Origin of the sequence: Dapis brunnea BLCC-M229 (assembly GCF_050015995.1) — a bacterium.
Lineage (GTDB): Bacteria > Cyanobacteriota > Cyanobacteriia > Cyanobacteriales > Microcoleaceae > Trichodesmium.
On sequence record NZ_JBNHEP010000227.1, the window covers coordinates 18,943 to 45,440 of the forward strand.

Annotated in this window: 15 protein-coding genes and 2 pseudogenes; 3 read left to right on the top strand and 14 right to left on the bottom strand. The window is 39.2% G+C overall.

The genetic code is table 11. From position 1 onward, the window contains the following. Positions 1 to 29 precede the first annotated feature (29 nt). The 3 genes and pseudogenes from ACP6PM_RS26070 to ACP6PM_RS26080 form a co-directional block, all read right to left on the bottom strand. The gene (locus ACP6PM_RS26070; RefSeq protein WP_426589814.1) at positions 30 to 5,453 is read right to left on the bottom strand and encodes a trifunctional serine/threonine-protein kinase/ATP-binding protein/sensor histidine kinase; all 5,424 of its coding nucleotides are present in this window, start codon (positions 5,451 to 5,453) and stop codon (positions 30 to 32) included. A 350-nt stretch (positions 5,454 to 5,803) separates the two neighbouring features. Continuing rightward, positions 5,804 to 5,902, bottom strand: a complete 99-nt coding sequence (locus ACP6PM_RS26075) for a hypothetical protein (RefSeq protein WP_426589888.1) — start codon at positions 5,900 to 5,902, stop codon at positions 5,804 to 5,806. Positions 5,903 to 5,957: 55 nt separating this feature from the next. Further along, positions 5,958 to 6,146 (bottom strand): annotated as a pseudogene (locus ACP6PM_RS26080) (hypothetical protein); the annotation flags it as partial. A 75-nt stretch (positions 6,147 to 6,221) separates the two neighbouring features. On the opposite strand from ACP6PM_RS26080, the gene ACP6PM_RS26085 reads away from it, so the two are divergent. After that, positions 6,222 to 8,231: an EAL domain-containing protein gene (locus ACP6PM_RS26085; protein WP_426589815.1), complete on the top strand. Its 2,010-nt coding sequence runs from the start codon at positions 6,222 to 6,224 to the stop codon at positions 8,229 to 8,231. Positions 8,232 to 8,384: 153 nt separating this feature from the next. Here the strand turns inward: ACP6PM_RS26085 and ACP6PM_RS26090 are convergent, their stop codons facing one another. The 9 genes and pseudogenes from ACP6PM_RS26090 to ACP6PM_RS26130 all read right to left on the bottom strand — a co-directional run bounded on the left by ACP6PM_RS26090 (position 8,385) and on the right by ACP6PM_RS26130 (position 20,334). Then, on the bottom strand, positions 8,385 to 8,564 hold the full coding sequence (locus tag ACP6PM_RS26090; RefSeq protein ID WP_426589816.1) for an ATP-binding protein: 180 nt from the start codon (positions 8,562 to 8,564) through the stop codon (positions 8,385 to 8,387). A 22-nt stretch (positions 8,565 to 8,586) separates the two neighbouring features. Then, complete coding sequence (locus tag ACP6PM_RS26095) at positions 8,587 to 9,876, bottom strand: hybrid sensor histidine kinase/response regulator (protein ID WP_426589817.1); 1,290 nt, start codon at positions 9,874 to 9,876, stop codon at positions 8,587 to 8,589. Continuing rightward, complete coding sequence (locus tag ACP6PM_RS26100; RefSeq protein ID WP_426589818.1) at positions 9,866 to 11,947, bottom strand: ATP-binding protein; 2,082 nt, start codon at positions 11,945 to 11,947, stop codon at positions 9,866 to 9,868. The genes ACP6PM_RS26095 and ACP6PM_RS26100 overlap by 11 nt, the downstream gene beginning before the upstream one ends. 288 nt (positions 11,948 to 12,235) lie before the next feature. Continuing rightward, positions 12,236 to 12,421, bottom strand: a pseudogene (locus tag ACP6PM_RS26105) (ATP-binding protein); the annotation flags it as partial. Between the two features lie 19 nt (positions 12,422 to 12,440). Further along, positions 12,441 to 13,790, bottom strand: a complete 1,350-nt coding sequence (locus ACP6PM_RS26110) for a hybrid sensor histidine kinase/response regulator (protein ID WP_426589819.1) — start codon at positions 13,788 to 13,790, stop codon at positions 12,441 to 12,443. Positions 13,791 to 13,792: 2 nt separating this feature from the next. Continuing rightward, positions 13,793 to 16,660 carry an ATP-binding protein gene (locus ACP6PM_RS26115; RefSeq protein ID WP_426589820.1) on the bottom strand — a complete coding sequence of 956 codons (2,868 nt, stop codon included), beginning with the start codon at positions 16,658 to 16,660 and terminating at the stop codon, positions 13,793 to 13,795. A gap of 29 nt (positions 16,661 to 16,689) precedes the next feature. Next, positions 16,690 to 19,383, bottom strand: coding sequence for an ATP-binding protein (locus ACP6PM_RS26120; RefSeq protein WP_426589821.1), 2,694 nt, complete (start codon positions 19,381 to 19,383; stop codon positions 16,690 to 16,692). A 259-nt stretch (positions 19,384 to 19,642) separates the two neighbouring features. Then, entirely contained in the window at positions 19,643 to 19,846 is a 204-nt protein-coding gene (locus ACP6PM_RS26125) for a hypothetical protein (RefSeq protein WP_426589822.1), read from the bottom strand. 179 nt (positions 19,847 to 20,025) lie between these two features. Continuing rightward, positions 20,026 to 20,334, bottom strand: a complete 309-nt coding sequence (locus ACP6PM_RS26130; RefSeq protein WP_426589823.1) for a hypothetical protein — start codon at positions 20,332 to 20,334, stop codon at positions 20,026 to 20,028. Positions 20,335 to 20,540: 206 nt separating this feature from the next. Here ACP6PM_RS26130 and ACP6PM_RS26135 point away from each other — a divergent pair, with 206 nt between their 5' ends. After that, positions 20,541 to 21,938, top strand: coding sequence for an aromatic ring-hydroxylating dioxygenase subunit alpha (locus tag ACP6PM_RS26135; protein ID WP_426589824.1), 1,398 nt, complete (start codon positions 20,541 to 20,543; stop codon positions 21,936 to 21,938). Between the two features lie 657 nt (positions 21,939 to 22,595). Here ACP6PM_RS26135 and ACP6PM_RS26140 read toward each other — a convergent pair. Both ACP6PM_RS26140 and crtD read right to left on the bottom strand, forming a co-directional pair. Continuing rightward, positions 22,596 to 22,769 (bottom strand): hypothetical protein, encoded by a 174-nt coding sequence (locus ACP6PM_RS26140; protein ID WP_426589825.1) that lies wholly within the window; start codon positions 22,767 to 22,769, stop codon positions 22,596 to 22,598. A gap of 699 nt (positions 22,770 to 23,468) precedes the next feature. After that, complete coding sequence (gene crtD / locus ACP6PM_RS26145) at positions 23,469 to 25,016, bottom strand: C-3',4' desaturase CrtD (protein ID WP_426589826.1); 1,548 nt, start codon at positions 25,014 to 25,016, stop codon at positions 23,469 to 23,471. Between the two features lie 488 nt (positions 25,017 to 25,504). On the opposite strand from crtD, the gene ACP6PM_RS26150 reads away from it, so the two are divergent. Continuing rightward, positions 25,505 to 25,666: a hypothetical protein gene (locus ACP6PM_RS26150; protein WP_426589827.1), complete on the top strand. Its 162-nt coding sequence runs from the start codon at positions 25,505 to 25,507 to the stop codon at positions 25,664 to 25,666. The last annotated feature ends 832 nt before the right edge of the window (positions 25,667 to 26,498 follow it).

Genomic DNA, 26,498 nt, shown 5'->3' on the forward strand with positions numbered 1-26,498 from the left:
AACAATTATGAAGTGTTTTTGCCCCTTACTCATGCACTACCGGCGAGATTTGATCTCGGAATCATAATTGTAAAAATTGTACCTTGCCCAACTTTTGAATTACAGGTAATCTTACCACCGTGTTTTTCTGTTACTATTTGATAGGCGATCGCCATCCCCAAACCCGTTCCTTTTCCTACTCCTTTAGTGGTAAATCCTTGCTCGAATAGTCTGGCTTTCACTTCTTCTGGCATTCCCGTCCCATTGTCAGAAATTTGCACGATTGCATTCTGGAGGTCTTCGCTCAATTGAGTCCTGATTGTAATGCAATTGGGATTGTTTTTCATATCGGGATAGGTTTTCCCTTCATTGCTTTCATCTAAGGCATCAATCGCATTAGCCAACAGATTCATAAACACTTGATTTAGTTGCCCCGTATAGCATTTTACTAGGGGAAGAGCGCCATAATTTTTAACCACTTCAATAGCTGGACGGTTTTTGTTGGCTTTGAGGCGATATTTTAAGATTAATAAGGTGCTATCTATTCCGTCGTGCAGATTAAACTCGGTTTTGCTGGCGGTATCGGTGCGAGAGAATGTTCGCAGAGATGTGCTGATATTGCGAATGCGTTCGCATCCCTCTTCCATTGATGCTATCAATTTCCGAAAATCTGACGCTACAAAATCCAACTCTAGGTCTTCAATCTCTGCAATAATTTCATCGGGAATAGAGGCATATTTTTGATACAGAGAAAGACCATTAAGTAAATCTTGCAAATACTCAACAGCTATGTTAATATTCCCTCCAATAAACCCAACCGGATTATTAATTTCGTGAGCTACTCCTGCTACCAGATTACCCAAGGTGGCCATTTTTTCATTTTGTACTAATTGCAGTTGAGCCTCTTGTAAATCCTTGAGAGCTTGTTGTGCTTGTTGATACAATCTAGCATTTTGCAGGGAAATGGCTGCTTGAGCACAGAGTGTATCTAAAATTTCTAGGCGCTCCCTAGTAAACGCATCTGCGGTTAAACGATTTTCTAAATAGAGAATGCCGATTAATTTCCCTCGTTGGAGTAAAGGCATACAGAGCAAACTTTGGGGATGAAAATGCAGTAAATAACTATCGGCAGCAAACTGTTCTTGGGCAGCCTTGGCATCTAAAAGTGCAGTTTCTGTGGTGCGTCTGACATAGTTAATTAATCCTACTGGTAAGTCAATACTTTCTTCTAGGGGAATTGATTGATTTAGTGAATCAATGGTTAATTGACTGCTTTCTCCAGTACGACTAGCGATCGCTTCTACCATCAATCCAGTTTCACTGGTTAATAATAATGCACCTTTAGTTGCTCCGGCATTTTCCAGAATAATCTTCATTACTGTTGAGAGTAAGCGAGAAAGTTCAATTTCTCCAGAGAGAGTTTGGGAAGCTTTCAATAATGAAGAAAAATTGAGAATAGAGGAAATATTAGTAATTGTTGCTGTTTGAGAATAAGTATTACTGGTGATTTCAGAAATAGTGGCTTGAGAAGATACAGATTGGCGATCGCGTTGCAGGATGGGTTTTAGCAATTCGGGATAGCGTTGTTCGAGGTCATCTGTTTTAGCTTTAGCTCCCCATTGAGCATAACAATAATAGGCATCTTGCATATGAATAGCAGCATATCTTTCTTTTCCCCAGTCTAGGTAAAATTTGGCAAATAGTTCATTAGCAAGCGCTTCCTCTTGAATATAACCGTTTTCTTTCGCTGCCGATATCGTTCGATCATACAGTTCTATTGCTTCTTCTTTTTGATTCAAAATTCGAGATTTTTCTGCTTTAATCAGTTCAAGTTTATGGATATAGTTCATGGGTGCATTATTCGCCCATTTTTCCATTTTTAATTGATAGGATAAGATTTTGTCGAATGCTATTTCTTTTTCTTCATTATCTAGGTGACAATAAAGAGACAGCCACGATAAGGTAGTATAGAAATAAAATATTGGTACAAATACCTGTCCTGGTATTCCTTCTAAATAGGATTCAACTTGATGAGCAAGTTTTGTAGCTTCCAGACTATTTCCAAATAGATAACAAAGAAATAGTTTATCAATGTAAAACAACGCCAGAGAACTAAAGTCATTTTCTTGTTCGTGAATAGGAACTTTTTTGTCTTCATCATATGCTTTTCCTTTTAACAATGATGGTGTTGTATTTCCTTCGATCAAATTTAGAACGGTTTGTCGATGAAGTTCGTTTACATTAAAAATCATCGTTTGTTGAAGTTTCTCAATTGCCCTACTGTAATGGAACATCGTTCTTTCCATTTCAATAAGATTGATTCCTAACACGAAAGAATGAGCGCAGTAATCATAGGCAGCAAAAGCTGCAGACTCAAAATCTCCCAATTCCAAACCTGTATTATAAGCCTCTAGAAGCAGGGGTAGGGTTGAATTGATATGTTTTTTCCAATGTTGGACACAAAGACAAACAATTTCAATTGTTTTAGCATAAAATTCTCGAGAATCGATTTTTTCTAAGAGATTGAGTGCCAAATTACCGAAGCGATATCCTAGATCGAGATCGTTAACAATACTACAAAGAATTAAGCCATAGTTGGCGTAAGCAGAAGGGGAAACATCCGTATTGCCGTAGGTTATTGATAGATATACCTGTTTGGCAATAAGGATAGGCAGTAAATTGGGCTGTCCTAAATATGCTGCATTTAAAAGACTCGAAAGAATGCGCATTACCAGTATTTGTTTTTTATCAGTCGATATTGGTAAATTGTTTAATGACTCTATACAATCGCGATCAAGTTTTTGTTCGACTTCTAATAAAGCACGATCTACATCACGATCGTTGGGATCGATAGGAAGTTTGACATCCAATCCTCCAAGAAATTCCAAGCCAATTCTCATCGCTTCTAATAGCTGATTTTGACTTATTAACATCTGAATTTTGATTTCACAACCCTTTGCTCTATCTAAGACATCTCTTGCGCGTTCGCAAATCTCGTTAATCGCAATCTCTGCTGTTGGGAAATCCCCTATTAAATAAGCTGTTTCCGAGTATAATTCAAATATCGATAAGGTAAATTCAAAATCTTGTTGCCAACAATCTTCTGATAGCAAGCACCGTGCAGTGTCAGCATATTGATGAGCGGCAGCATAAGCTGTGGAAAGTTTTGCTTTTTTTCCAGCAATAAAATTTAATTTTGCCAACTGATACTTCTCGGATAGTTGAGTAATGAGTTCCAGACCAAGATTAGTTTGGTTGACAATATCAAAAATTTTTTCTTCAATATCTCCATCAGTAGTGCAACTCAGCAATTGTCTGCCAATTCTTAAGTGAGTCGATTGTTTTCGTTCTTCACGGATCATAGAATAAGCAGCTTGTTGAACGCGATCGTGCAAAAAACGATAGCTAACGTTGGTTGTCTCACTAGGTTGGGAATCAATGTCCCCTTGGAAAAACTTATAGGCTTCTCCTATTGGGAGTAAAATACCTTCCTGAAGGGCACTCCACAGCTCCGAGGCGACTTCTTCTAAACCACTATCTCGTACGATTGCCAACGTCTCCAAATCGAACTGGTTGCCAATACAAGCCGCCAATTTCAACACCTCTTGCGTTTCTACGGGCAACTTCTGCAACCTTCCCGCCATAAATTCCACCACATCACCAGTCAGATAAGCATCTTGTACCTTAATCAGATCGCATTGCCAAGATCCCAAATTGCGATTAAATACAATTAATTCATCTTCATATAATCCTTTTAAAAACTGGGTGCTAAAGAAAGGATTTCCTTGGGTTTTACCATAGATTAACTTCGTTAAAGGAACAGCCAACTCCATGGTACAACTGAGAGTTTCCGCCACTAACCGATTAATATGATGTTGAGTCAAGGGAGCGAGAGTAATGGTTGAAATAGCCGCTTGTTGTTTCTCTAACTCTGCCAAGGTTAACATCAGGGGATGAGCTGGAAACACTTCATTATCTCGATAGGCACCCAGCAACAGTAAATATCCTGTATCATTATCTCCTATCAATACTTTCATTAGGTTTAACGATGCCGAATCTGCCCATTGCAAATCGTCTAAAAACATCACTAAGGGATGTTCTTTTGTGGTGAAAACTGCAATAAATTTCTCAAAGAGCAAGTTAAAGCGATTTTGGGCTGCACTACCGGAAATTTCTAGGACGGGAGGTTGTTGACCAATTACTTTTTCAAGTTCGGGGATAACATCAATGAGCACTTGTCCGTTATTTCCCACCGCTTCCAGGATTTGAGTTTTCCACTCTAGCAATTTGGCATCAGATTCGCTGATGATTTGCCCCATTAAGCTGCGGAAGGCGATGACAAAAGCAGAGAAGGGAACATTGCGGTTAAATTGGTCGAATTTGCCTTTGATAAAGTAACCTCGTTGCCGGACTATGGGTTTGTGGACTTCATTAACCACTGCCGTTTTCCCGATACCGGAAAATCCCGCCACCATTACCATTTCGCTTTTACCTTCAGCAACACGCTCGAAAGCATCAAGTAGTGCTTGAACTTCAATTTCGCGCCCGTAGAGTTTTTCAGGGATGATGAAGCGATCGCACAAGTCTCTTTCTCCCAATTCAAACGCTTCTATTTTCCCACTTTCTCTATATTGTGCGAGGCATTTCTCTAAGTCATATTTTAGTCCTAAAGCACTCTGATAGCGCTCTTCTGGATTTTTAGCCATCAGTTTGAGGACTAGCTGCGATAGGGTTGGCGGACATAAAGAACTGCCTAAGAGCGCCAACTCACTCAGGGGTTCCGGAGAGATGGCTATATGAGCATGAATCAGTTCTAAGGTATCATTACTGCTAAAGGGTAGAGTTCCCATCAGTAATTCATAAAATGTGACTCCTAGTGAATAAAAATCACTGCGATAGTCAATTCCTCGATTCATCCGTCCTGTTTGCTCTGGAGATAGATAAGCTAGGGTTCCTTCTAACAGATTAGGGGTTTGAACTACTTGGGTTTCTTTCGCTAACAGAGTAGAAATACTAAAATCAATTAATTTTACTTGTTTGGTTTCTGGATGAATCAGTATATTTGCGGGTTTAATATCTTTGTGAATAATCGAGTTATTGTGGAGTTGGTGTATAATTTCTGAGAGTTGGATAACAATATCTAGAAATTGAGAGAGACACAAGGATTCTCTTGGCTGATATTCGGCTAAGGATACTCCTCCCATATCTTCCATAATCATGGCGTAGCGGTTTTCGTATCGTTGGAGGGCATAGGTTTTGATGATGCCTTCTATCTCTAGGTTTTTGCTAATTGCATATTGATTTCTAAACTGAACCAATTCTCTAAAGGATGGATATTGATTGCGCATCAATTTGATAATGACAGATTGTTCATTCTCCACATTCTGAGCGCGATATACTAGGGTCCGGTCGCTTTCGTGAATGAGTTCTAGGGCTTGATAATTTGCGATTTTAATTGTTTTTGGCTCTGTCATTGGCTCAGTTTGTTTGTCGTTAAGTCTAATTTTTATTATATTAAGCCTAGTTTACTTCATTTTTTGGTGAAAGTCCAGCTAGTTAAGAATATTTACAGTTGTCTGTTTGAATCATTAGTGCAGTCGGAATGCTTGCTTGGTGGTTCTGGCTACAGTTGAAAGAAGTGCGAGATTTTATCTAGGAATCATAATGGTAAAAATTGTACCTGACCCAACCAGAGAATGACAGGTAATCTGACCACCGTGTTTTTATGTGACGATTTGATAGACGATACTGCTAACGCAACGCTTTCCTATCGGAATGCTCCGCAAACGCGTTTCATGTCGCGTAGCGTTAACGAAGTTGTGCGTTAGCTAAACGCCATCCCTAAACCTGTTCCTTTGCCTACTTCTTTGGTAGTAAAACCTTGCTGGAATATTTTTGCTTTTACATCTTCTGGCATTCCCATTCCGTTGTCGGCAATTCGTACTATTGCCTTCTGTTTATCCTCGCTTAATTCTGTCGTAATGATGTAACCGATTATAAACGACTCCAATAGAGTTATTGGCCATTTGAGATATGTTTTTCCTTTCACTTGCCCCTAGTAATCCACCCAAATAATGGCGGAATCCGGTTTTTTGAGGTGGGTTTTTCCAACAATCATCAAACTGTTTGCACCACTTTTCGATCGAATTTCTATAAATTCTTGTTATATGATAATATTTCCTTAAGTTAAAATGATATTAATTCAGCCTTTTTCCAAAATTAGATATGTAAACTATATTTTTATGATTAATCTTTTTGAATCGAAGAATCTTCTAATTATCAGAGAAACATTCCTTTCTTTATTGCCGATTGTTTTAGTTATGAACACATTAGTCCTTTTGAGTGGCTTGACTAATTTATTAGACCCTTCAAAGATGACAGTCATATCTGCGCATGACAATGAATTACATCGATTATACTTTTTTTTAAAACCTTTGTTTGTCAACTTATCCCTTAGTCATTTATTAGCAAGGGAAAAGTCTCTTGACTCAATTGGTACAGTTTTAATTGCCATGGTCTGTTTTTTTCGGATTTCTGGTTTCCTCAGTATTAATGAATCAAGTCAGCTTGTTTCTTCAAATGGTTCAATTCTTATCAGTATTCTCTGTACTTGGATTGCCATCACACTACTACAGTATTTTTCAAGGATTTCCCACTTTCGGTTAATTCGCAATAAGTCTAATATTAATCCTCGTCTCATAAATACATTCAACCTAATGATACCTGGTCTCTTAACTGTTTTCAGTTTTGAATTGACAAGGCAACTTCTGGGATTTATTGTTAAAATAGATATTAGTAACATTCAACTAAGAGAAATTAGTGGGATTCAAGAACTGATATTATATAAGCTAATTTCACTTTTTGCATGGTGTTTTGGTTTACATGGAGAACATAGTGCAGATGGTATATTTCGGCTGATCAATAATATTCCATCAATAGAAATATATGGTATTCAGCTTAAAGCATTTCATGATGTATTTATGAACATCGGTGGATCTGGGTCAACATTTATCGTTCCATTCCTCATTCTTTTTAACAAACCCATGACTCCTTTCAAATCTATTGCACAGTTGAGCTTAATATTTTCATTTTTTAATGTCAATGAGATACTTTTGTTTGGGTTGCCTATTGTTTTAAATCCACTATTTGTGATTCCGTTTTGTTTAGCGCCGTTTGTCAATATGATGATCGCTTTGACTGCCATTCATTTTGGAGCCTTTTCCATTTCTCTAAATCCCATACACTGGATGTTACCCCCGATCTACAGTGCTTATATTGCCACGAATGGATCGGGATGGGCAATCGTAACTCAACTGCTCTGCATTATAATAGATGGGTGTATTTATTTCCCTTTTTTGGTGTTAGCATCTCGCCAATATCGTACTCCTCTGCGTTTACTCAAACTATTTGGAGAAGATGCCTATAGCTTTATCAATGAAGAAATTGATCGTCAGCAAGAACGCCTATTTCTAGCTAAACAAAAGTCCGCACTAAATGATATGACTGCAGCGCAAAAGGTTTTGCAACAATTCCAGGGCGGACGATTTATACTGTACTTTCAACCAAAGGTAGATGCGGTATCGTTGAAGTTATTAGGTTTAGAGGCATTACTTAGATTTGAGGATTCAAGAGGAAAGATTGTGCCACCTACGTTTTTACCGATACTTTATCAGCAAGGTTTATCAAAGGTAATCGATAAAAAAGTCGTAAGCATGGTATTCTCGCAAATCTTACAATGGCGACGCATGGGATTACAAGTTCCTGCGCTCGCAATTAACTTTGATAAGGATTTTCTGCTAGATCGAAAAGCGATTAAAGAATTCATTAGTCAGGCAAATAAAGAGCAGATATGCTTTTATATTGAAATCACCGAACATACCTATACTGTAGAATGGGAAACGCTAAAATCGGTTATTCATCAATTGCGAGCGGCAGGTCATCGAATTTCAATTGACGATTTTGGTGCAGGGTATTCTTCGTTAAATAGTTTGTTAGTCTTAGAAGCAGATGAAATTAAATTGGATCGAAAGCTAGTTGTTGCTCATGAAATTGAGGCTGAACGAGGTCAAGTGTTGCTAGCATCTACTATACAGTTATGTCACGATCTCGGTTTTGCTGTAGTGGCAGAAGGAGTAGAAACATCTTTCCAATTACAGCTACTTCAACGCTATGGAGTAGAGGTTATACAAGGATATTATGTGGGAAAACCAATGCCTTCTCATGAAGTCTGTCGGTTATTTAGAAGCTATTGATGAAGTAAATCTAAATAGCCTATGAATAATATTTGGTTAACTCAAACTGATTTTAATTCGGGATTTTTACAAAATTGAGATTCACCCGATTGTGAAAAATTTGTGAAAGTTGCTGGAAAAATCATCTGCGCTATCAAAAAGCAATCGCTTTCGTTATTCTAGCTGATGGGCAATGCAATCGCAAATTCCGTATTCTGATGTACAGGTAATTGTCCCCTTATGTTTTTCGGTAATAATTTGGTGGGAGAGCGCCATGCCTAGACCCGTTGCTTTTCCTACTCCTTTTGTGGTAAATCCTCGATCAAAGATTTTCGCTTTTACCTCTTCGGACATTCCAGTAAAGAAAGGGCAGATTTTATCTGGGAATTATAATTGTAAAAATTGTACCTTCCCCAATTCTTGAATCACAACTAATCATACCACCGTGTTTTTCCGTAATGATTTGATGGGCGATTGCCATGCCCAAACCTGTTCCTTTGCCTACTTCTTTGGTGGTAAATCCTTGCTCGAATAGCCTAGCTTTTTTTACTTCTTCAGGCATTCCCCTCCCATTGTCAGCAATTCGCACTATCGCTTTCTGTTTATCCTCGCTTAATTCGGTTAGAATAGTAATCCGATTGGGTTCTTTTTCCATTTCGTTAAAAGTTTTTCTGGGATTACTTTCATCTAAAGCATCAATCGCATTCGCCAAAATATTCATAAATACTTGATTGAGTTGCCCCGGATAGCATTTTACTGGTGGCATATCGCCATAATTTTTAATGACTTCAATGGCCGGACGGTTTTCGTTGGCTTTGAGCCGATATTTTAAGATTAATAAGGTGCTGTCAATTCCATCATGTAAATTAAAGTCAGTTTTGCTGGCGGTATCCGTGCGGGAGAAGGTACGCAAAGATGTGCTGATGTTGCGAATGCGTCTGGTTCCTTCCTCAATTGATGCAATCATTTGGGGTAAATCCTGTCGCACAAATTCTAGGTCAATTGCATCAATTTTTGCTTCAATCTCTTCGTCGGTATCTGTAAGTTTCTGTTGATATAAGTCAATTAACTCGAACAAATTCTGCACATAATCCCGAGCAAATTGCAGGTTTCCGGAGATGTATCCTAAAGGGTTGTTGATTTCGTGTCCCACACCTGCAACTAAATTTCCCAAGGCTGACATTTTCTCGCTTTGCGCTAGGTGCAACTGAAACTGTTTGAGTCGGTCGAGGGCAATTTGCAATTCGCGAGTGCGTTCGGAAACGTTGTCTTCCAAGGTTTTATTCCACTGTCGTAATTTGATATGATTTTTTACTCTGGCTAGTAGTTCCTGTTCCTGAAACGGTTTAGTAATATAATCGACTGCTCCTAGATCGAAGCCTTTTATTTTACTTTCAATATCATTGAGTGCTGTCATAAAAATGATGGGAATTACTGCTGTTTCTGGATTGGATTTTAATTGTTCGCAGGTTTCAAAGCCATTAATTCCTGGCATTTGAACGTCTAGTAAAATTAGGTCTGGAACGTAATTTTTAACACGCTTTAGGGCGCGATCACCACTAGTTACAGCAGCAACAGTATAGCCAACAGAGGACAGTGTTTCAGTCACGACCTCTAAGTTAGTCGGCATATCATCGACGACTAAAATTTCGATATTATGCTCCATGAGCTGCTTCCTCACTTAAATACTGCTGTAATAGTTCCTCGATTTCTTCTGTTTGAAATTGTCTGGATAGTTGCAAAATCGTTTCAGCAAAAGCCGTATAAGCTTTGTCCGTATCCAGCAATTGCTCAATTTGCTCTCGTAACGCTTTGATATTGTCTCGTCGAGCCAAATCCAAGAATACTTTCAGAGTCTGAGCAGGGGGTAAAATCGCTTCATTCTGTAACGGTTCCAGCGATACCGACTCCTTGTCTTGGGATTCGCAGATCCAATCCAAGTTTAAATGAACGGAAATGAGCTGAAATAGAGATTTGGCATCCACTGGTTTAGCCAGAAAATCATCACCTCCTTTATTAAGGGAGCGTTGTCGTTCGATTGGAGAAATTGAAGCAGAAGAGACCAGCACCTTTATCTGTTTGAGATATTCAGAGGCGCGAATGCACTCTAAGAACTCGAAGCCGTTCATCACAGGCATCACCAAATCAGTAATAACCAGATCGGCTTGCTGGGAAAGGAGTTTATCCAATCCCTCTCGACCATTTTCTGCTTCAAGGATCTCAAAGCCGAGAGGTTCTAATAGATTTGACAATACGGCACGGTTTTCCCAACGATCGTCTACAATCAAAATCTTATGGCGTTTTCCAGCATACCCAATAATACGATCGCCACCATTCAAGAGACTAAGTTGTTCGACCCAATTTTCCGTCACCGGCAACTCCAGGGTGAAAAAGAATTCGCTGCCTTTACCAAGTTGACTTTTTACCTGGATACTACTTCCCATAAGTTGTAGGATGCGCTTGCTAATGGCAAGCCCGAGTCCAGTTCCTTCTGATTGCTTCTGGCGATCGCCCACTTGCTGGAAAGGTTGAAACAATCGATCCAGATTTTCCTGGGCAATACCGATGCCTGTATCAATGACTGCAAAAAATAGAGATACTTGAGTATCGGAGCGTTTTAGCAGCTCTACTCGCAGCTTTACGGAACCGCTATCGGTAAATTTAATGGCGTTACCGATCAAATTGAGCAATACTTGCCGCAGGCGTTTTTCATCGGCGATAATACCTTCTGGTAGGCCGGAAGTTGGTTCGTAAATAAATGCAATCCCCTTGGATTCGGCTCGGATTTTACACATTTCTATGACACTTTGCAGCAGAGACGGCAAATGCACTGCTGTTAGCAAAAGTTCGAGTTTACGAGCTTCGATTTTGGAGAGGTCTAAAATGTCGTTAATCAGTGTCAGCAGATGAGAGCCACATTGATAGATAACATTTACTCCCTCTTGCTCTTTAACCTTGATATTTTGAGAGCGTCCTAGAATTTGCGCGTAACCGAGGATGCCGTTGAGGGGAGTGCGCAGTTCGTGGCTCATATTAGCGAGGAAATCGCTTTTGGCTTGATTAGCGCGATCGGCACTCTGTTTAGCTTGTTTTAGCTCCACAGTACGTTCTTCAACGCGCTCTTCTAGAAGTTCATTGAGCTGTTTTAATTGCAGTTGCGCTGCCTTGAGAGCCTTCACATCCTGTAAATTTTCGTACCCTTCGCGACGCAACCAAATCGCCAAATAAGCCATCATGCCAACGAACGGTAAAAAGTAGGCAACGTGGATACTAAACATCAACCAAAAATGGGAGTTGGCGAAGACATAAATGGGTAAACCTAGGGTTTGAGTGTAGCCCAGGACGAGATGGTGCAAATAGATGAAGACCGTTGCTGCAACGATAGTTCGCCAGTCGCGGTAGTAGAGTAGCACACCGATCAGACCGAAGGCTGAGAAATGTGCTTCGGTCATGCCGCCGTTCTGATGGATAATTAGTCCAGTATAAATCATGAAGCCACAGCCCATAAATAATCGGGCCACTAGGGTGCCGGGATGTTGGCGCATCAACCAGATGGAAAGCAGTAGGGTGGGTAAACCGACGAATAAGACAGCAACGAATGTACCTTGCAATGGCGCGAGAGCTAGACACACGTTCAGGAGGAAGAAATTCATGCCAACCATAATGCGATCTGCGCGAACGCGGTATGGTTCTAATAGTTGGTCGAAAGTTGCCTCGATCATGAAAATGTTAGGCATGGTTATAACAGCTTAATATTTACAATAGACTTGAGTGACATTTTATTATTAGGACTCGTGTAAAAATAACCTGAACAGTTTTTCTGATGGAAGCTATATTTCACAATTTATCCTAGATAAAATTTGTACAACTTATTTTTATATGGCTTCTTATTATTTAGTCTAGTTTACTTCATTTGTTTCTCAAAGTCCAGTTAGTTAAGAATATTTACAGTTGTCTGTTTGAATCATTAGTGTAGGGGTAATGCTTGCTCGAACTCTCGCCACAATTTAAAGAAAAGGTAGATTTTATCTGGGAATAATAATAGTAAAAATTGTACCTTCTCCAACTTTTGAATCACAACTAATCATACCACCATGTTTTTCTGTTACTATTTGATGAGCGATCGCCATGCCCAAACCCGTTCCTTTTCCTACTCCTTTTGTGGTAAATCCTTGATCGAAGATTTTCGCTTTTACCTCTTCGGACATTCCAGTAAAGAAAGGCTAGATTTTATCTGGGAATAATAATAGTAAAAATTGTACCTTCCCCAATTCTTGAATCACAACTAATCATACCACCGTGTTTTTCTCTGACTATTTGATTGGCGATCGCCATCCCCAAACCCGTTCCTTTTCCTACTCCTTTGGTGGTAAATCCTTGCTCGAATAGTCTGGCTTTTACTTCTTCTGGCATTCCCGTCCCATTATCAGAAATTTGCACGATTGCATTCTGGAGGTCTTCGCTCAATTGAGTGCTGATTGTAATGCAATTGGGATTGTTTTTAATCTCGGGATAGGTTTTCCCTTCATTGCTTTCATCTAAGGCATCAATCGCATTAGCCAACAGATTCATAAACACTTGATTTAGTTGCCCCGTATAGCATTTTACTAGGGGAAGAGCGCCATAATTTTTAACCACTTCAATAGCTGGACGGTTTTCGTTAGCTTTGAGGCGATATTTTAAAATTAATAAGGTGCTATCTATCCCGTCATGCAAATTAAACTCGGTTTTATCCTCGATATCAGTGCGGGCAAATGTTCGCAGAGATGTGCTGATATTGCGAATGATATCGTATCCCTCTTGCATTGACGCAATCAGTTTTGGGAAGTCTTCAACAATAAATTCTAGGTCAAGGTCTTCGATTTTTTCGACGATTTCATCATCAAGGTGGGAATGTTTTTGATAGAGAGAAAGTCCTGCAAATAAATCTTGCAGATATTCTTGTGCGACCCTGACATTGCCACCGATAAACCCAAGAGGATTGTTGATTTCGTGGGCAATTCCAGTCACGAGATTGCCCAAGCTTACCATTTTTTCATTTTGTACGAGTTGCAGTTGTGCCTCTTCAAGTTGTAAGTATTTCTCTTTCAGCTCTTTATTTGCCTTTTCCAGTTCTTGATTGAGTGTCTTTAGTTGTCGATTTTGTTGGGCTAATTTTTGAGACTGAATAAAGTTAGTTTTTTGGAGCATTTCTCGCAAGCGAAAAAGTTGTAAATGAGTTTCAACGCGAGCTAAAACTTCTTCTGCTTGTACTGGTTTGGTAATATAATCTACTCCCCCCACGCTAAATGCTTTAACTTTATCAAATATTTCGTTTAATGCACTGATAAAAATCACGGGAATATCTCGCCATTTTTCATCTTCCTTGAGATACTCGCACATTTCATAACCATTCATTTGTGGCATCGTAATATCCAATAAAATCAATTCCGGAAGGAAATTTTTCATTCCCATTAGGGCTAACTTTCCACTGGGGAAAGCTCTAACTTCATAATCACGTTCCTCCAAAAGATTAGATAATAAATGTAAATTAGCAGGGGTATCGTCAACAACAATAATTCGACCATTATTTTCAATCATAATTAATCTTTTTCAGATAAAATATTCAAAATTTTTTCATACTCGAAGTTATAAAGACATTTTTGTAAAGCCTCTGCTAACTCCTCATGCTCCACAGCAATTTTCTCCACTATACCATTCATGGTTTTGCGGTCTGAACTCAGAATAGCATCCTTTAATCCTAGAAGCCATTCTTCGGGTAATGTCCCTAAATTTTCTGGCGTTAATATCTCTGTTGTGAGTTTGATTTCTTTCTTCTGTACTTCTTCATAGATAAACTCGACACCGATATGTTCGTGCATGGCTTCAAATATATCTTCTTCTCGAAATGGTTTCCTCATAAAAGCATTACACCCTGCTGATAAGACTACCGCTTTTTCTTCTTCTAGAACGCTCGCTGTCAAGGCTATTATTGCTGGTGCTTGTCCTTTTGTTGTGGCTTTGATTTTCTGGGTGGCTTCATAACCGTCCATCATAGGCATCCGCATATCCATCCAAATCAAATGAGGTTCCCATACCTCGAAAATTTCGATGGCTTCTTTGCCGTTGCTGGCTTCTTTGAGTTCAAATCCAAGAGGATTAAGCAATTTCACTAATAGTTGTCGATTCAGGATTTTATCATCGACGATCAGGATGCGATAGCGGGGTTGGTTGGGGGCGAGGGCGATGACTCTCTGTTTGGGTTTTTGGCTTTCTATGGCTTCGGCTTCGACTTCTTGTGCTTGAATTTCCCAACTAAAGGTTGTGCCTTTTCCCACTTGAGAGGTGACTTGGATATCCCCGCCCATCAACTGTACGAATTTACGGGATATGGGCAACCCCAAACCTGTTCCTTCTTGTGCTTGTTTGCCGGTTTCGGTTTGGACGAAGGCTTCAAATAGTTGGTCGAGTTCTTCCGGGGCAATTCCCGCTCCGGTGTCTTCCACGACAAAGGATATCCGTTTTTGTACGGAACTATCTGGGGTTTCGATGGGAGTTGCTCGCAGGGTCACACCTCCTGATTCAGTGAATTTGATGGCATTGTTGAGCAGGTTGATCAATACTTGGCGCAGTTTCATTTCGTCGGTGCGCAGGTAACGTGGGATTGTTTCATCTCTTTCGAGTAACAGTTGCAACCCTTTGCCGTCAGCTTTGAGTTGGAACATATCGTGAATGTCGTCGAGGAGTTGGTACAGGTCGAAGTTCTTTTCGTTGAGAGTGGTTTGACCAGATTCTATTTTAGAGAGGTCGAGGACGTTGTTGATGAGAGTCAGGAGGTGTTCGCCACTGCGGTAGATGATGCCGACGTTTTCTTGGTGCTCAACGGGGAGGGTTTGGGAGCGGGTCATAATTTGGGTGAATCCCAGGATGGCATTTAATGGACTTCTCAACTCGTGACTCATGTTGGCAATAAATGAACTTTTGGCTTGGTTAGCTACTTCAGCTTTTTCTTTGGCTATTTCAAGTTCAGAGGTTCGCTCTTCAAGTTCGGCGGTTCGCTCTTGCACTCGTTGTTCAAGTTGGGTATTAGCTTGTTCTAAAGCACTAAAGGATGCTTGCAAGCGATCGGACATTCTGTTGAAGGATGTGCCGAGATTCTCTAATTCAGTGATACCTCGAATGTCAACTTTGTGAATGAGTTGGCATTCATTGGCGATCGCCCCTGCGGATTCTTGCAAGCGCAAGATTGGCTTGGCTATCCACCCGGATGAGAACAGACCTAGAGTGGTTGCTCCTCCTAGAGCCAGCAAACAGAGAGCGATGGTTTGCCGACGGTTGGCATCGATCTGTTCCATGAAGTCTTTTTCGGGAATGGTGAGAACAATCAGCCATTCAATACCCCGCTCGTCTTTAAGGGGAGTTACTTGCAGAAATTGATGCTCCCCATCCAATTTAAAGTCGAGTTTTTTAGGAGTTTTGATTTGGTCTAACGCGTCGAATTGCCCTACAATATAGTTAGCACTGGCACGAGTTAACTTGTTCTGGCTTTCTGTTGCTGTGATTCTTTCTGTAACTGACTCTTGATTCTCTTTTTTAATCAGGAGGGGGGATTCACCTGTAGATGTGGCAACTAAAGAACCATCCAATTCAACAATAAACACTTGCCCTGATTTGCCGATTTTTAGCTCTTCCAAGAAATTGCTAATGTGTTGGAGGGTTATATTGACTCCAGTGACACCCTTTACAGTTTTAGAGTCTGCTTCAAAGACAGGAGTTACAGCAGCAATGCCAATTTTTGGCTGACTCACAAACACAAAGATGGGCGACCACACCGCTTTTCCAGTTTCAACTGCCGATCTATACCAGGGACGCTCCGTCGGATCGTAATTAGGGCTTTGAGAAAATACTCGTCCGAGTTCTCCTTGCTCGTCAATCTCATAAACAACTTGAGTGAAACCTGTTGATTGACCGGATAGGGTGACGATCATCTTCTTGTCATCCCCAACGATTTCCTTCTCTAAATCAAGATATTCTAATTTTTCATTAGCATAACCAATAACACTAACTGTATCGAATTGTTGAATTTGATTGAGGAAGTAACGTCTTAAGGGCAAATTAATATCAAGGGAAGAATCTACATCCAAATAACCTTGACGAATAGCATCTAGATTAATGCGAGTAACTTGGTGAGGAACTTCTAGGAAGGAAAGGACTGTTGCTTCTACCCGGTCAGTCAGTTCTTGTTTTAACTGCTCTACAACATTATTCACTGCTTGCCGTCCATTGCGAAAGGAGAACCAACCCACTAATCCCACCGCTGCAAAGATTTGCAAAATAAAGGGGATAATTAAAACCGAACGCAGGGGGAGTTGGAAACGACGCGGGGCAGTTGAGGGACTAGAGGGAGTTATTCGTTGTAACATCGGAGTTAAGTGTTGAAGTACATTGATAAAGTCCAGTTGACTTTTCATACAAATATCACTACCATTATTATGCAGGACTACTCACATAAAATGTTCAAGATTTTTTCATACTCGAAGTTATAAAGACATTTTTGTAAAGCCTCTGCTAATTCCTCGTGCTCCAGAGCAATTTTCTCCAAAAAAGCATTCATGGTTTTGCGGTCTGAACTCAGAATAGCATCCTTTAATCCTAGAAGCCATTCTTCGGGTAATGTCCCTAAATTTTCTGGCGTTAATATCTCTGTTGTGAGTTTGATTTCTTTCTTCTGTACTTCTTCATAGATAAACTCGACACCGATATGTTCGTGCATGGCTTCAAATATATCTTCTTCTCGAAATGGTTTCCTCATAAAAGCATTACACCCTGCTGATAAGACTACCGCTTTTTCTTCTTCTAGAACGCTCGCTGTCAAGGCTATTATTGCTGTTGCTTGTCCTTTTCTTGTGGCTTTGATTTTCTGGGTGGCTTCGTAACCATCGATCACAGGTATCCGCATATCCATCCAAATCAAATGAGGTTCCCATGACTCGAAAATTTCGATAGCTTCTTTACCATTGCTGGCTTCTTTGAGTTCAAACCCGAGGGGATTAAGCAATTTCACTAACAGTTGTCGATTCAGGATTTTATCATCTACGATCAGGATGCGATAGCGGGGTTGGTTGGAGGCAAGGGCAATAACTTTCCGTTTAGGTTTTTGACTTTCTACGGCTTCGGGTTCGACTTCTTCGACTTGAATCTCAAAACTGAAGGTTGTCCCTTGTCCTACTTGAGAGGTGACTTGGATATCACCACCCATCAACTGCACGAATTTGCGAGATATGGGTAAGCCCAACCCCGTTCCTTCTTGTGCCTCTTTGCCGATTTCAGTTTGGACGAAGGCTTCAAAAAGTTTGTCGAGTTCTTCGAGGGCAATTCCGACACCAGTGTCTTCCACGGCAAAGGATATCCGTTTGAGCTGGGAACTCTCTGGAGTTTCGATAGGGGCTACTCGCAGGATCGCACCTCCTGCTTCAGTGAATTTGATGGCATTGTTGAGCAGATTAATGAGGACTTGGCGCAGTTTCACTTCATCAGTGCTAATGTAGCGGGGCACGCTTTCGTCTCTTTCGAGTAACAATTGCAACCCTTTACCGTCGGCTTTCAGTTGGAACATATCGTGGATGTCGTCAAGGAGTTGGTACAGGTCGAAGTTCTTTTCGTTGAGGGTGATTTTACCAGCCTCAATTTTGGAGAATTCGAGAACATTGTTGATGAGGCTGAGGAGATATTCTCCACTGCGGGAGATGATGGCAAAGTTTTCTTGGTAGTCGCGGGGGAGGTTTTGGGAACGGATCATAATTTGGGTGAATCCCAGGATAGCATTTAATGGAGTTCTCAACTCGTGACTCATATTGGCAATAAATCTGCTTTTGGCTTGATTGGCAACTTCGGCTTTCTCTTTGGCAACTACAAGTTCAGCATTGGTTTTTTCGAGGGTTTGAAAAGCTTCTTTTAATTGAGCAGCCATGCTATTGAATGATTGAACTAATTCTCCCAATTCATCGTGACGTTTCAAATGAACGGTGCGCTTCCATTTGCCTTGAGCAATATCTTTAGCTGCCTGGTTCAAGGCAATTAAAGGACGAGTCACCCAACGAGCTGTTAAAATTCCTATTGTGGCAGCAATAATCAATGCAATAATACAAAGAATGATTGTTGTTCGTGTATTCTGATTAATTTGTGCCATAAAATCTGCTTCTGGAATAATGACGACAATTAACCAGTCCAAACCTTTGGCTTTGGGATCTTCAAAAGGAGTAACTTGGAGAAAATAGCGTTCATCATCGATCAAGAATTCGAGATGTTGAGATTTTTCAATCTCGTTTAAATCGCCAAAATGATTTTGTAAATAATTTGCTGTCGATCGGATCGTGGGAATTTGACTATTAGTTGCATTGAGACGCACTAAATCTTCTCCTTGGCTCAGAAATGGCTCTTCTTCTGTTGAAGAAGCAACAATATTGCCATCGCGTTCGATAATAAAAATTTTTCCCGTTCGACCAACACGCAAATTTTTGAGAAAATCACCTATTTCTTCGAGAGTAATATCAATTCCCGTTACACCCAATAATTTTCCCGATTGGTTATAAACCGGTTTTGAGAGTGTCATCCCCAAGGTTTTATGAGAGAAGAAAATATAAAGACTCCATATAGAAATTTGAGATTGAAATGCTTCTTGATACCATGGTCGCAATCGCATTTTATAGTTAGGACGACCACTAACTTTTTTCGTGGGACGACCTCGAACGTCGATCGCATAGGATTGAAACTCTCGTTGAGTGGTTAATGGGTCGGATATCTTGTAGACTAATTTTCCATCTGTTCGTCCTACTCCGATATACTTTTCTTGTTCGTGTATGCCAATTTGAATGGTATTAATTTTTGGAGTTAATTTAACTTGTTTCCAAAAGTAATCTCTGATTTTTTCCGGATTTTCGACATTGAGAATATTGATATTAAAAGCCGAATCATTCAATGTATTGATAGTGTGAGGAATTTCCAGATAGTCACTAACATACTGCGTTGCTCTTGACGTTATTTCTTCCCGGAGTTCTTGAGTGATTTCACGGATCGCTTTCTGACTATTTTTAAATGACAAATAACTAACTATTCCAACCGCAGAAACAATTTGGAGAATAAATGGGATAACAAAAACTGTGCGAAGAGAAATAGAGGAAAAGAGTTTTTTCATTTTTTTATCCTTATTTTCAATCATAACTAATATCATGTCCGGATAATCAGTAATAAAAATTTTTTTGTTTGTAGTAGGGCTTCAGCCCGATTTATACTTAGGGCTTTAGCCCTACTACGAACCTTAATTATAACTATTCAACCGGACATGATATAATAGAATTATTGCAGAAGTCAGGGAATAGAGAATAGGGAATAGGGGGGATAAAATTGTTGATTTTATATTTTGAATTTGTTTAATTAAAAATTTGGCAAGAGGTTTAATCTTTTTCAGATAAAATATTCAGGCGTTGCTGAAACACGGTATGATTTGATAATTTGGGATTGTTTGAACTACTTGTTAATATTGACTGTTCCCAGTTAAGTGTTCCCTGTTCCCTATTACCGATAAACTTACTTTCATACCTTAATTCAGCAATGCCAATATTCAATATTTTTTCATACTCGAAGTGGCTTTGTTGCATGAATGTTGCGATATAGCTGCCGCACTTGCTCCGCCAACGCAAACTCCCCCCATAAGAGAAGTTAATTAGAATTCTATTTTGTAGCTTTCTGGTTTAGAGTTCTGTATCATATAGCGCTACGCATTAAGGTATTTGACATTTATAAATCCTCAAATCCTTTGATAGTCTCCTGTTCCCAGTTAAGTGTTCCCTATTCCCGATTCAAGTAGCGCTATACGATTAAGTACAGCACATTGTATGAACAACTCCACTGCCTGATTATCAAATTTTCGTCGTCGTAACTTGCCCCCAAATATCACTTTTAGTCTAAACATTGTCGTTTCAGATAGGGAGCGCCTATGGTAGCCACTTTCACCCTTCCATAATAAATAAGAATTAGCAGAATCTAAAAAAGTCATAATTATTGCAGCAGGAGGTAGTAGATAACCAAAATTATTACCCTTATAACAAATTATATTAACATTAACAAACCTTTTGAGATTTGACAAAATTTCAAATGCTAGAAATTTAATTTTAAGTAATTGAAACAACCGTAAATGATAATTTTAATTAAATGAGTTTGTAAATTCTATCACAAATGAAGGCTGGACAGGAGAATAGTGAAAAGGACGAGTAACAGATTACTTTTGCCCTCTGCCTTGGGCGTAAAGCTATATTATACTTAAGTAACTTAACTAAAATAATTAACATTCTGATGATTACTAACGCTGTAAAAAATTCCTACAATACCCCTTTAAGTGCAGGTGGAACAGACCCAGAATATTTTGATTGGCAAGAAGTTTGGTATCCAGTTCATTATGTGGAAGACTTAGACAAAACTAAACCTACACCATTTACATTATTAGAACTAGATATTGTGATTTGGTGGGAGGAAAAAACAAGTCAATGGCGCGTATTTGAAGACCAATGTCCTCATCGTTTAGCACCTCTTTCTCAAGGTAGAATTAATGAAGCTGGATGTTTAGAATGCCCCTATCATGGTTGGGCATTTTCCGGAACAGGAAACTGTGAAATTATTCCTCAACAAATTGCAGGAGGAGAGGCAGAAAAATCATCAAGAGCAAAAGTTAAATCTCTACCTACAAAAGTTTGTCAAGGTCTTTTATTTGTCTATGCAGGAAAAGTAGAAAATGCAGATCAAACACCTATTCCTACAATTGATGTTTTAGATGAAAATTCTAATGAATGGATTTGTTTAAATACTTTTCGGGATTTGCCTTATGATGCTTTAACATTAATGGAAAATGTTTTAGATTCTAGTCATATTCCTTACACTCATCATCGTAGTGTGGGAAACCGTGCTAATGTTGCTCCTGTAGAATTAGAAGTAGTAGAATCTGGAAAGTGGGGTTTTAAAGGAGTCTGGGAAGAAGGTCCGAGAAAAGGAACTTTGGGAAGACAAGAAACTACTTTTATTGCTCCTGCAATGATGTGGCATGACCTTACTTCTAAACAATTTGGTCGCACATTAACAGTTGTATATGCAACACCTATTCGTAAAGGAGAATGTCGTTTATTTGCCCGTTTTCCTTTTAAATTTTCTTCCCCCTTACCAAAATTTTTTATTCAATTAAGCCCCCGTTGGTATTCTCATATCGGGCAAAATGGAGTATTGGAAGATGACCAAATATTTTTACATCATCAAGAACGATACTTAGAAGCAAAGGGCGGTAGCGCTAATTTTGCCAAAGCTTTTTATTTACCGACAAAAGCAGATTTATTTGTATTTGAATTACGTTCTTGGGTGAATAAATATAATGCTCAATTATTTCCTAATGCAACTTTAAGTTCTGCTCTTGACTCAGAAATATTATTAGACAGATATCATTCTCATACCAAAAAATGTAGTAGTTGCCGCACTGCTTTAAGAAATTTACAACGGATAAAAATTGGGGTAATACTTGCCACTTCAGTTATGTGGGTAGTTATCCTTTTATTACTGTTAATATTGGATAATTTTAATATAACGTTGATGACTTTTTTGATTTTAAGTTTACCTGTTGGAGTTGTTTCTTGGTTGGCGTTAAGTAAATTAGAAAAACAGTTTTATAAAGGCCGAGAAATACCTCCAAGAAATTTACCAAATAATTGACATTTATCTATATAGAACCCTCACCGGAGTAGGTCGCTCGGTGAGGGTTCCCTCAATTACTAAAACCGTATTTTTAAAAGTTTTTCACCTATTTCTTCCCTTGATCTGATAACTCCCTACCCCCTAATATTATGTTCGTTTAAATAGTTATTATAATTAAAGTTCGTAGTAGGGCTGAAGCCCGAACTTTAGATAGGGCTTCAGCCCTACTACAAACAAAAACTTTATTATAAGTAGACATCTCCGAAAATTAAAAATCAAATCAATTCTCATTCATAAATTATCTATACTTTCTTCCTGTTCCCTGTTCCCAGTTAAGTGTTCCCTCTTTTCCGGAGATGTCTAGTGATTATCCGAACATGATATAATACCATTTCTCAAAAACTTTATCTATTTCAGAGTAGGGTCGGAGGGGAGTAGGTAGGGACATTGCATGCAACGTCAGTACGGGAGAAGTAAAAATAAGAATAATCGACATTAACCAGCCAGTAATTCTCAAAAAAGTTATTCTGCCTGTCTAAATTACTTAATAATTGAAGTTCCACCCAAGTATAGTATTAATGCATGGTAATTGGTATAATTCCTAAACTGTTGCCTATTGCCTGCTATATCAATCTTTGACATTGAGAAGCGAATAAAGACCGCTTCAAAGTTACCTCAAATCTGACGATCGCTACTCAAACAAGGAAGATATTTGTCAACAATTTTCTCATTGAGAATCTGCCTTTTCTCAGACAAGTTAATTTGCTGCGGTTGTTTACAGCTACTACGCTCTAAATCATATGTAATGATAGTATCAATTAAATAGCTGAGTTCTCCGTAATTTGTCATTTTGAAATTTTCCTTGAGTTCGTCATATTATTAGTATCAGTTATTTTTGGGTTTTAAGCGGTGATATCTATCCTCAGAATATGTGAAATTGATCCTAGTAAATTAATGAAGCACATCAGTAGTTATGATGAGCTTAGTAGGATTTTTAGGTGACAATTTTCAAGTTTCTGTGTGATTTAACTCACTACCTAATTTTAGTTATCACTTATCAGTTAAGTAGTCGTGCAAAATAAATTTCCTAGTTGAGAGAGGGAACAGGGAACAGGGAACAGGGAAAAGGGAGTCAATAGGATGTGTAATTAATTTTGCATAGGAACTTATATGATATTCGCTAAAACACTTATAATCAGGTTCGTAGTTGGGCTTTAGCCCAAAGATACATATTTAGGGGGCTAAAGCCCAACTACAAACAAAGGCTTAATTATAACTAATTATGGGAACGTGATATTATCAGTCAATAAAGTTCAGTTAAGGATTTTTTTTTGCACTTATGTAATCTGAAAAGCTACCAATCATGGTTCCATACCTTATCAGTTTTGGTCTTATCTAAACCTTAGAATTATATCAAATCTGGTATTCGTAAGGGTTGGGAGACCAAACCCCTACCAAACTTGGAGTTTTTGCCAATGGGGATTTGAGCTTATCAGTACCGACCGCTGAAGTCAAAGCCAAGAAAATCCAAAATTTCCTTTTTTTATCTCAAAACGCTGTAAATCCTTTCTCAGACTCAATCTGTCGAACCACAGTCAACGCTGAATAAGACACTCCCGCTGTACCCTCTCCCGGATGAGTCGAATCTCCCACTAACCACAAATCCTGAATCGGAGTTCGATTAGCAATCCCAAAGGGTCCGAAAGTTGTCAGACGCTGACCGACACCACCAACAATACCTTCATCCCGTGCTGTAAATTTGACAAAAGTACGAGGTGTGGCAGCTTCCTGATAGACTATTGTTTCTGGTTTTAAATAAAAATATTCACTCAAACGAGCGATCGCTTCTTCTGTATATTTCTGCTTTAACTCCTGATAATTTTGGCAATGTCGCCAAATTTGAGTATCGGTAAAACTTGATGCAGTAATTGTCGCTTTACCAGTGGGAGCGCGACCGTCTCCCGGATGACTTACTGAGACAAACAAAGAATTATTTTCCCCAATAGGGCCATCATAATCATAGAAAAATTGCAAGTGGGGCGGGCAGTTTGCTGGAATAGCACTTTCATCGACTCCTAAATACACCACAAATGCACCCCACGGGGAAGGGAGTTTATCAACTCGGCGTTTGTAACCAGGTATTGGGTGTAATGTTTGTGGTTGATTTTCATCTCCCACTAATTTTACTAAGTTTTGCACAGTGACATTTGCCACAACATGGTCGGCATTTTCTATCCAAGTTTCCCCAGTTTTCTGATTTCTGACTCTAATACCAGTCGCTTTGCCATTATCTATATATATATGTTCGATGGTATGACCCATAAACAATTTACCTCCATCTCTTTCTAGAGCTGCGACTAGGCGATCGCTCAAAACCTGCATACTTCCCTCTAGATGGTACAAACCTTGAGGAGCTTGAGAAACAGCTAAAGCAGTCGCAGCGTAAAGTAAAGCAGTTTCCTCCGTACCAACTTGAGAATAAAGTTTCAGTTGTAAATCTAGAAAAGTTTTCAACCGTAGATTATCATTTAAGCCATACAACCGTAACGCATCTGCCACCGTCATTAAAGTAAATGGCACTGTAATTAGAGTATCCGGACGCACTGCTTTTACTAACTGCCAAACATCCCAAATATTTCGCGGTGGCAAAACTGGGTCGCGTCCTTGAAATTTCCAACTTGCCTCAAACAATTTTGTCATTAATTGCCAAAAGGGTTCGCTACCAGGAAATTGCCGTTGTCTTTCTTCCTGCCATTTGTGGGGGTCGCGCCAAACGTTAATGGGTTCGGTTTCGCCAGGGAGAAATACGGCGCAGGCAGGGTCGCAATGGATGGCGTTCGGGATGTCTATTTCCAATTCTGAGAAAATCCGGTGATGGATGCCACCAGGTTCTAAACCTGCGACTTGAGTTGCGCCAACATCGAAAGTAAAGCCCCGCCGTTTGAAAGTTGAGGCGCAGCCACCGGGAATGATGGCTTGGTCAAATATCTGGACTTGGTAGCCTCTGTGGGCCAGTAAAGCTGCTGTTGTCAGGCCGCCAATACCTGCACCACATACCACAACTTTTGATTTTTGTATAGTCTTTTTAGAGAACATGGGATAATTATTAACATTTTTTAACTAAATATTAATATAATCTGTCCTTTTAGTTAATGGCAAGGATATGCAGTTCTAGCTCCGAGGATTTCCAGAACCATTCTGAGAAACCTACAACCAGATGTTGATTATTCCAAATATATAATACCAAATAAGGATTAGCTTCTAGTTATCATACTATTAAGCAAGCGATCGGTGATACAGAAGATGATCGGCTAGATTCTGCGGTGTTTATCTCAACGTTAGTTGAAGACCCGCGCTCTCCGGTCAGGGGATCTCAGAGATGGGAAAACCAAGCAATTTGCGGTTTTTAAAGTAATGTGCTAAACTATATATAATAAGGCTTTTTGCCTAGCAATCTATAGGGGATTCCTCGGATTGGCGATGTACTGCAGAGTGACCGTAAGACCGAAAAAAGGGAAAGGCAACGCAGGCAGGTGCTAGAAGCAGAAACCCCCTATCAGCGATCTTAGAGAATCCCGGTTGTCGTGCAAGCGCAACGTCGGGACAATTTCAATGAGGTCAAAAGTTTTAAAGAAACTGCAGATGTTCCTAACAATAATGTTGCCGAACCCGATCTAGTTATTGGGTTCTTAACAGTTGGTTTGGCCGGTTTGTTGCCCAAGAAACAAATCAACAAAGCGGTATAACTAATGTCTCTTACTAAAAATATTAAATAGCGATCACTGTCTGCTGTTGAGAGCGATAGTTTTTAATGGATATTTTAAATCGCTGGTTATTTCTAAAATAGTCAGGATAAACTATATCAAAATCAAATCTGGATAATTAGTTACTGTAAGTCTACAGTGACGGGAACGGAGTGGAATTAAGCAATCCCAAGTTTTGAGAGATTGCTTTCCTTTGGTTGCAGTTGCAATGACAATTATTCAACCGTACTTCATATCATAAGTATTTGGTGATTCTGGTGTTCCCAGTTCCCTATTACTACTTATGATATCAAATCCGGTAGTATTAGTATAAAAAAAGCTACTTCTCCCTATTATCTTGTATCTACCTTGTCTTCCCTTGTTCCCTAAAACCTAGAACTTTCTACCTCACGACTATGAGAAGTGCTATATAATTTATGTTATCTAGGCATTTTTTATCACACTTATGACTATCAGTCAATAAAAAACTGTTGTAGTTAATTGAATCTTCACATTAGTGGGTGTTTTTTTTAAAGATTTGGTGAAATATTGTTGTTTATTCAAAAAATACCTGAATTCACTGAGAACAGTTGATAAATTTATAGTGGAAAACACCAGTAATTCTACTGTGGAAAAATCAAGTTATGACTATTTCAAAATTAATCAAGAAACTTTCAATGACTCTCGCCGGATCAACTCTAGCTTAGAGGATTTCTATAACTCCCGACCGTGATAAGTCTAAGAAAGGATATATTGCAATATTGCAATCAGACCAATAGTCGATTATGAAGATTCGGTAAAATTCTGGAAAATTAATTCAAAAGTAATCCGGTTT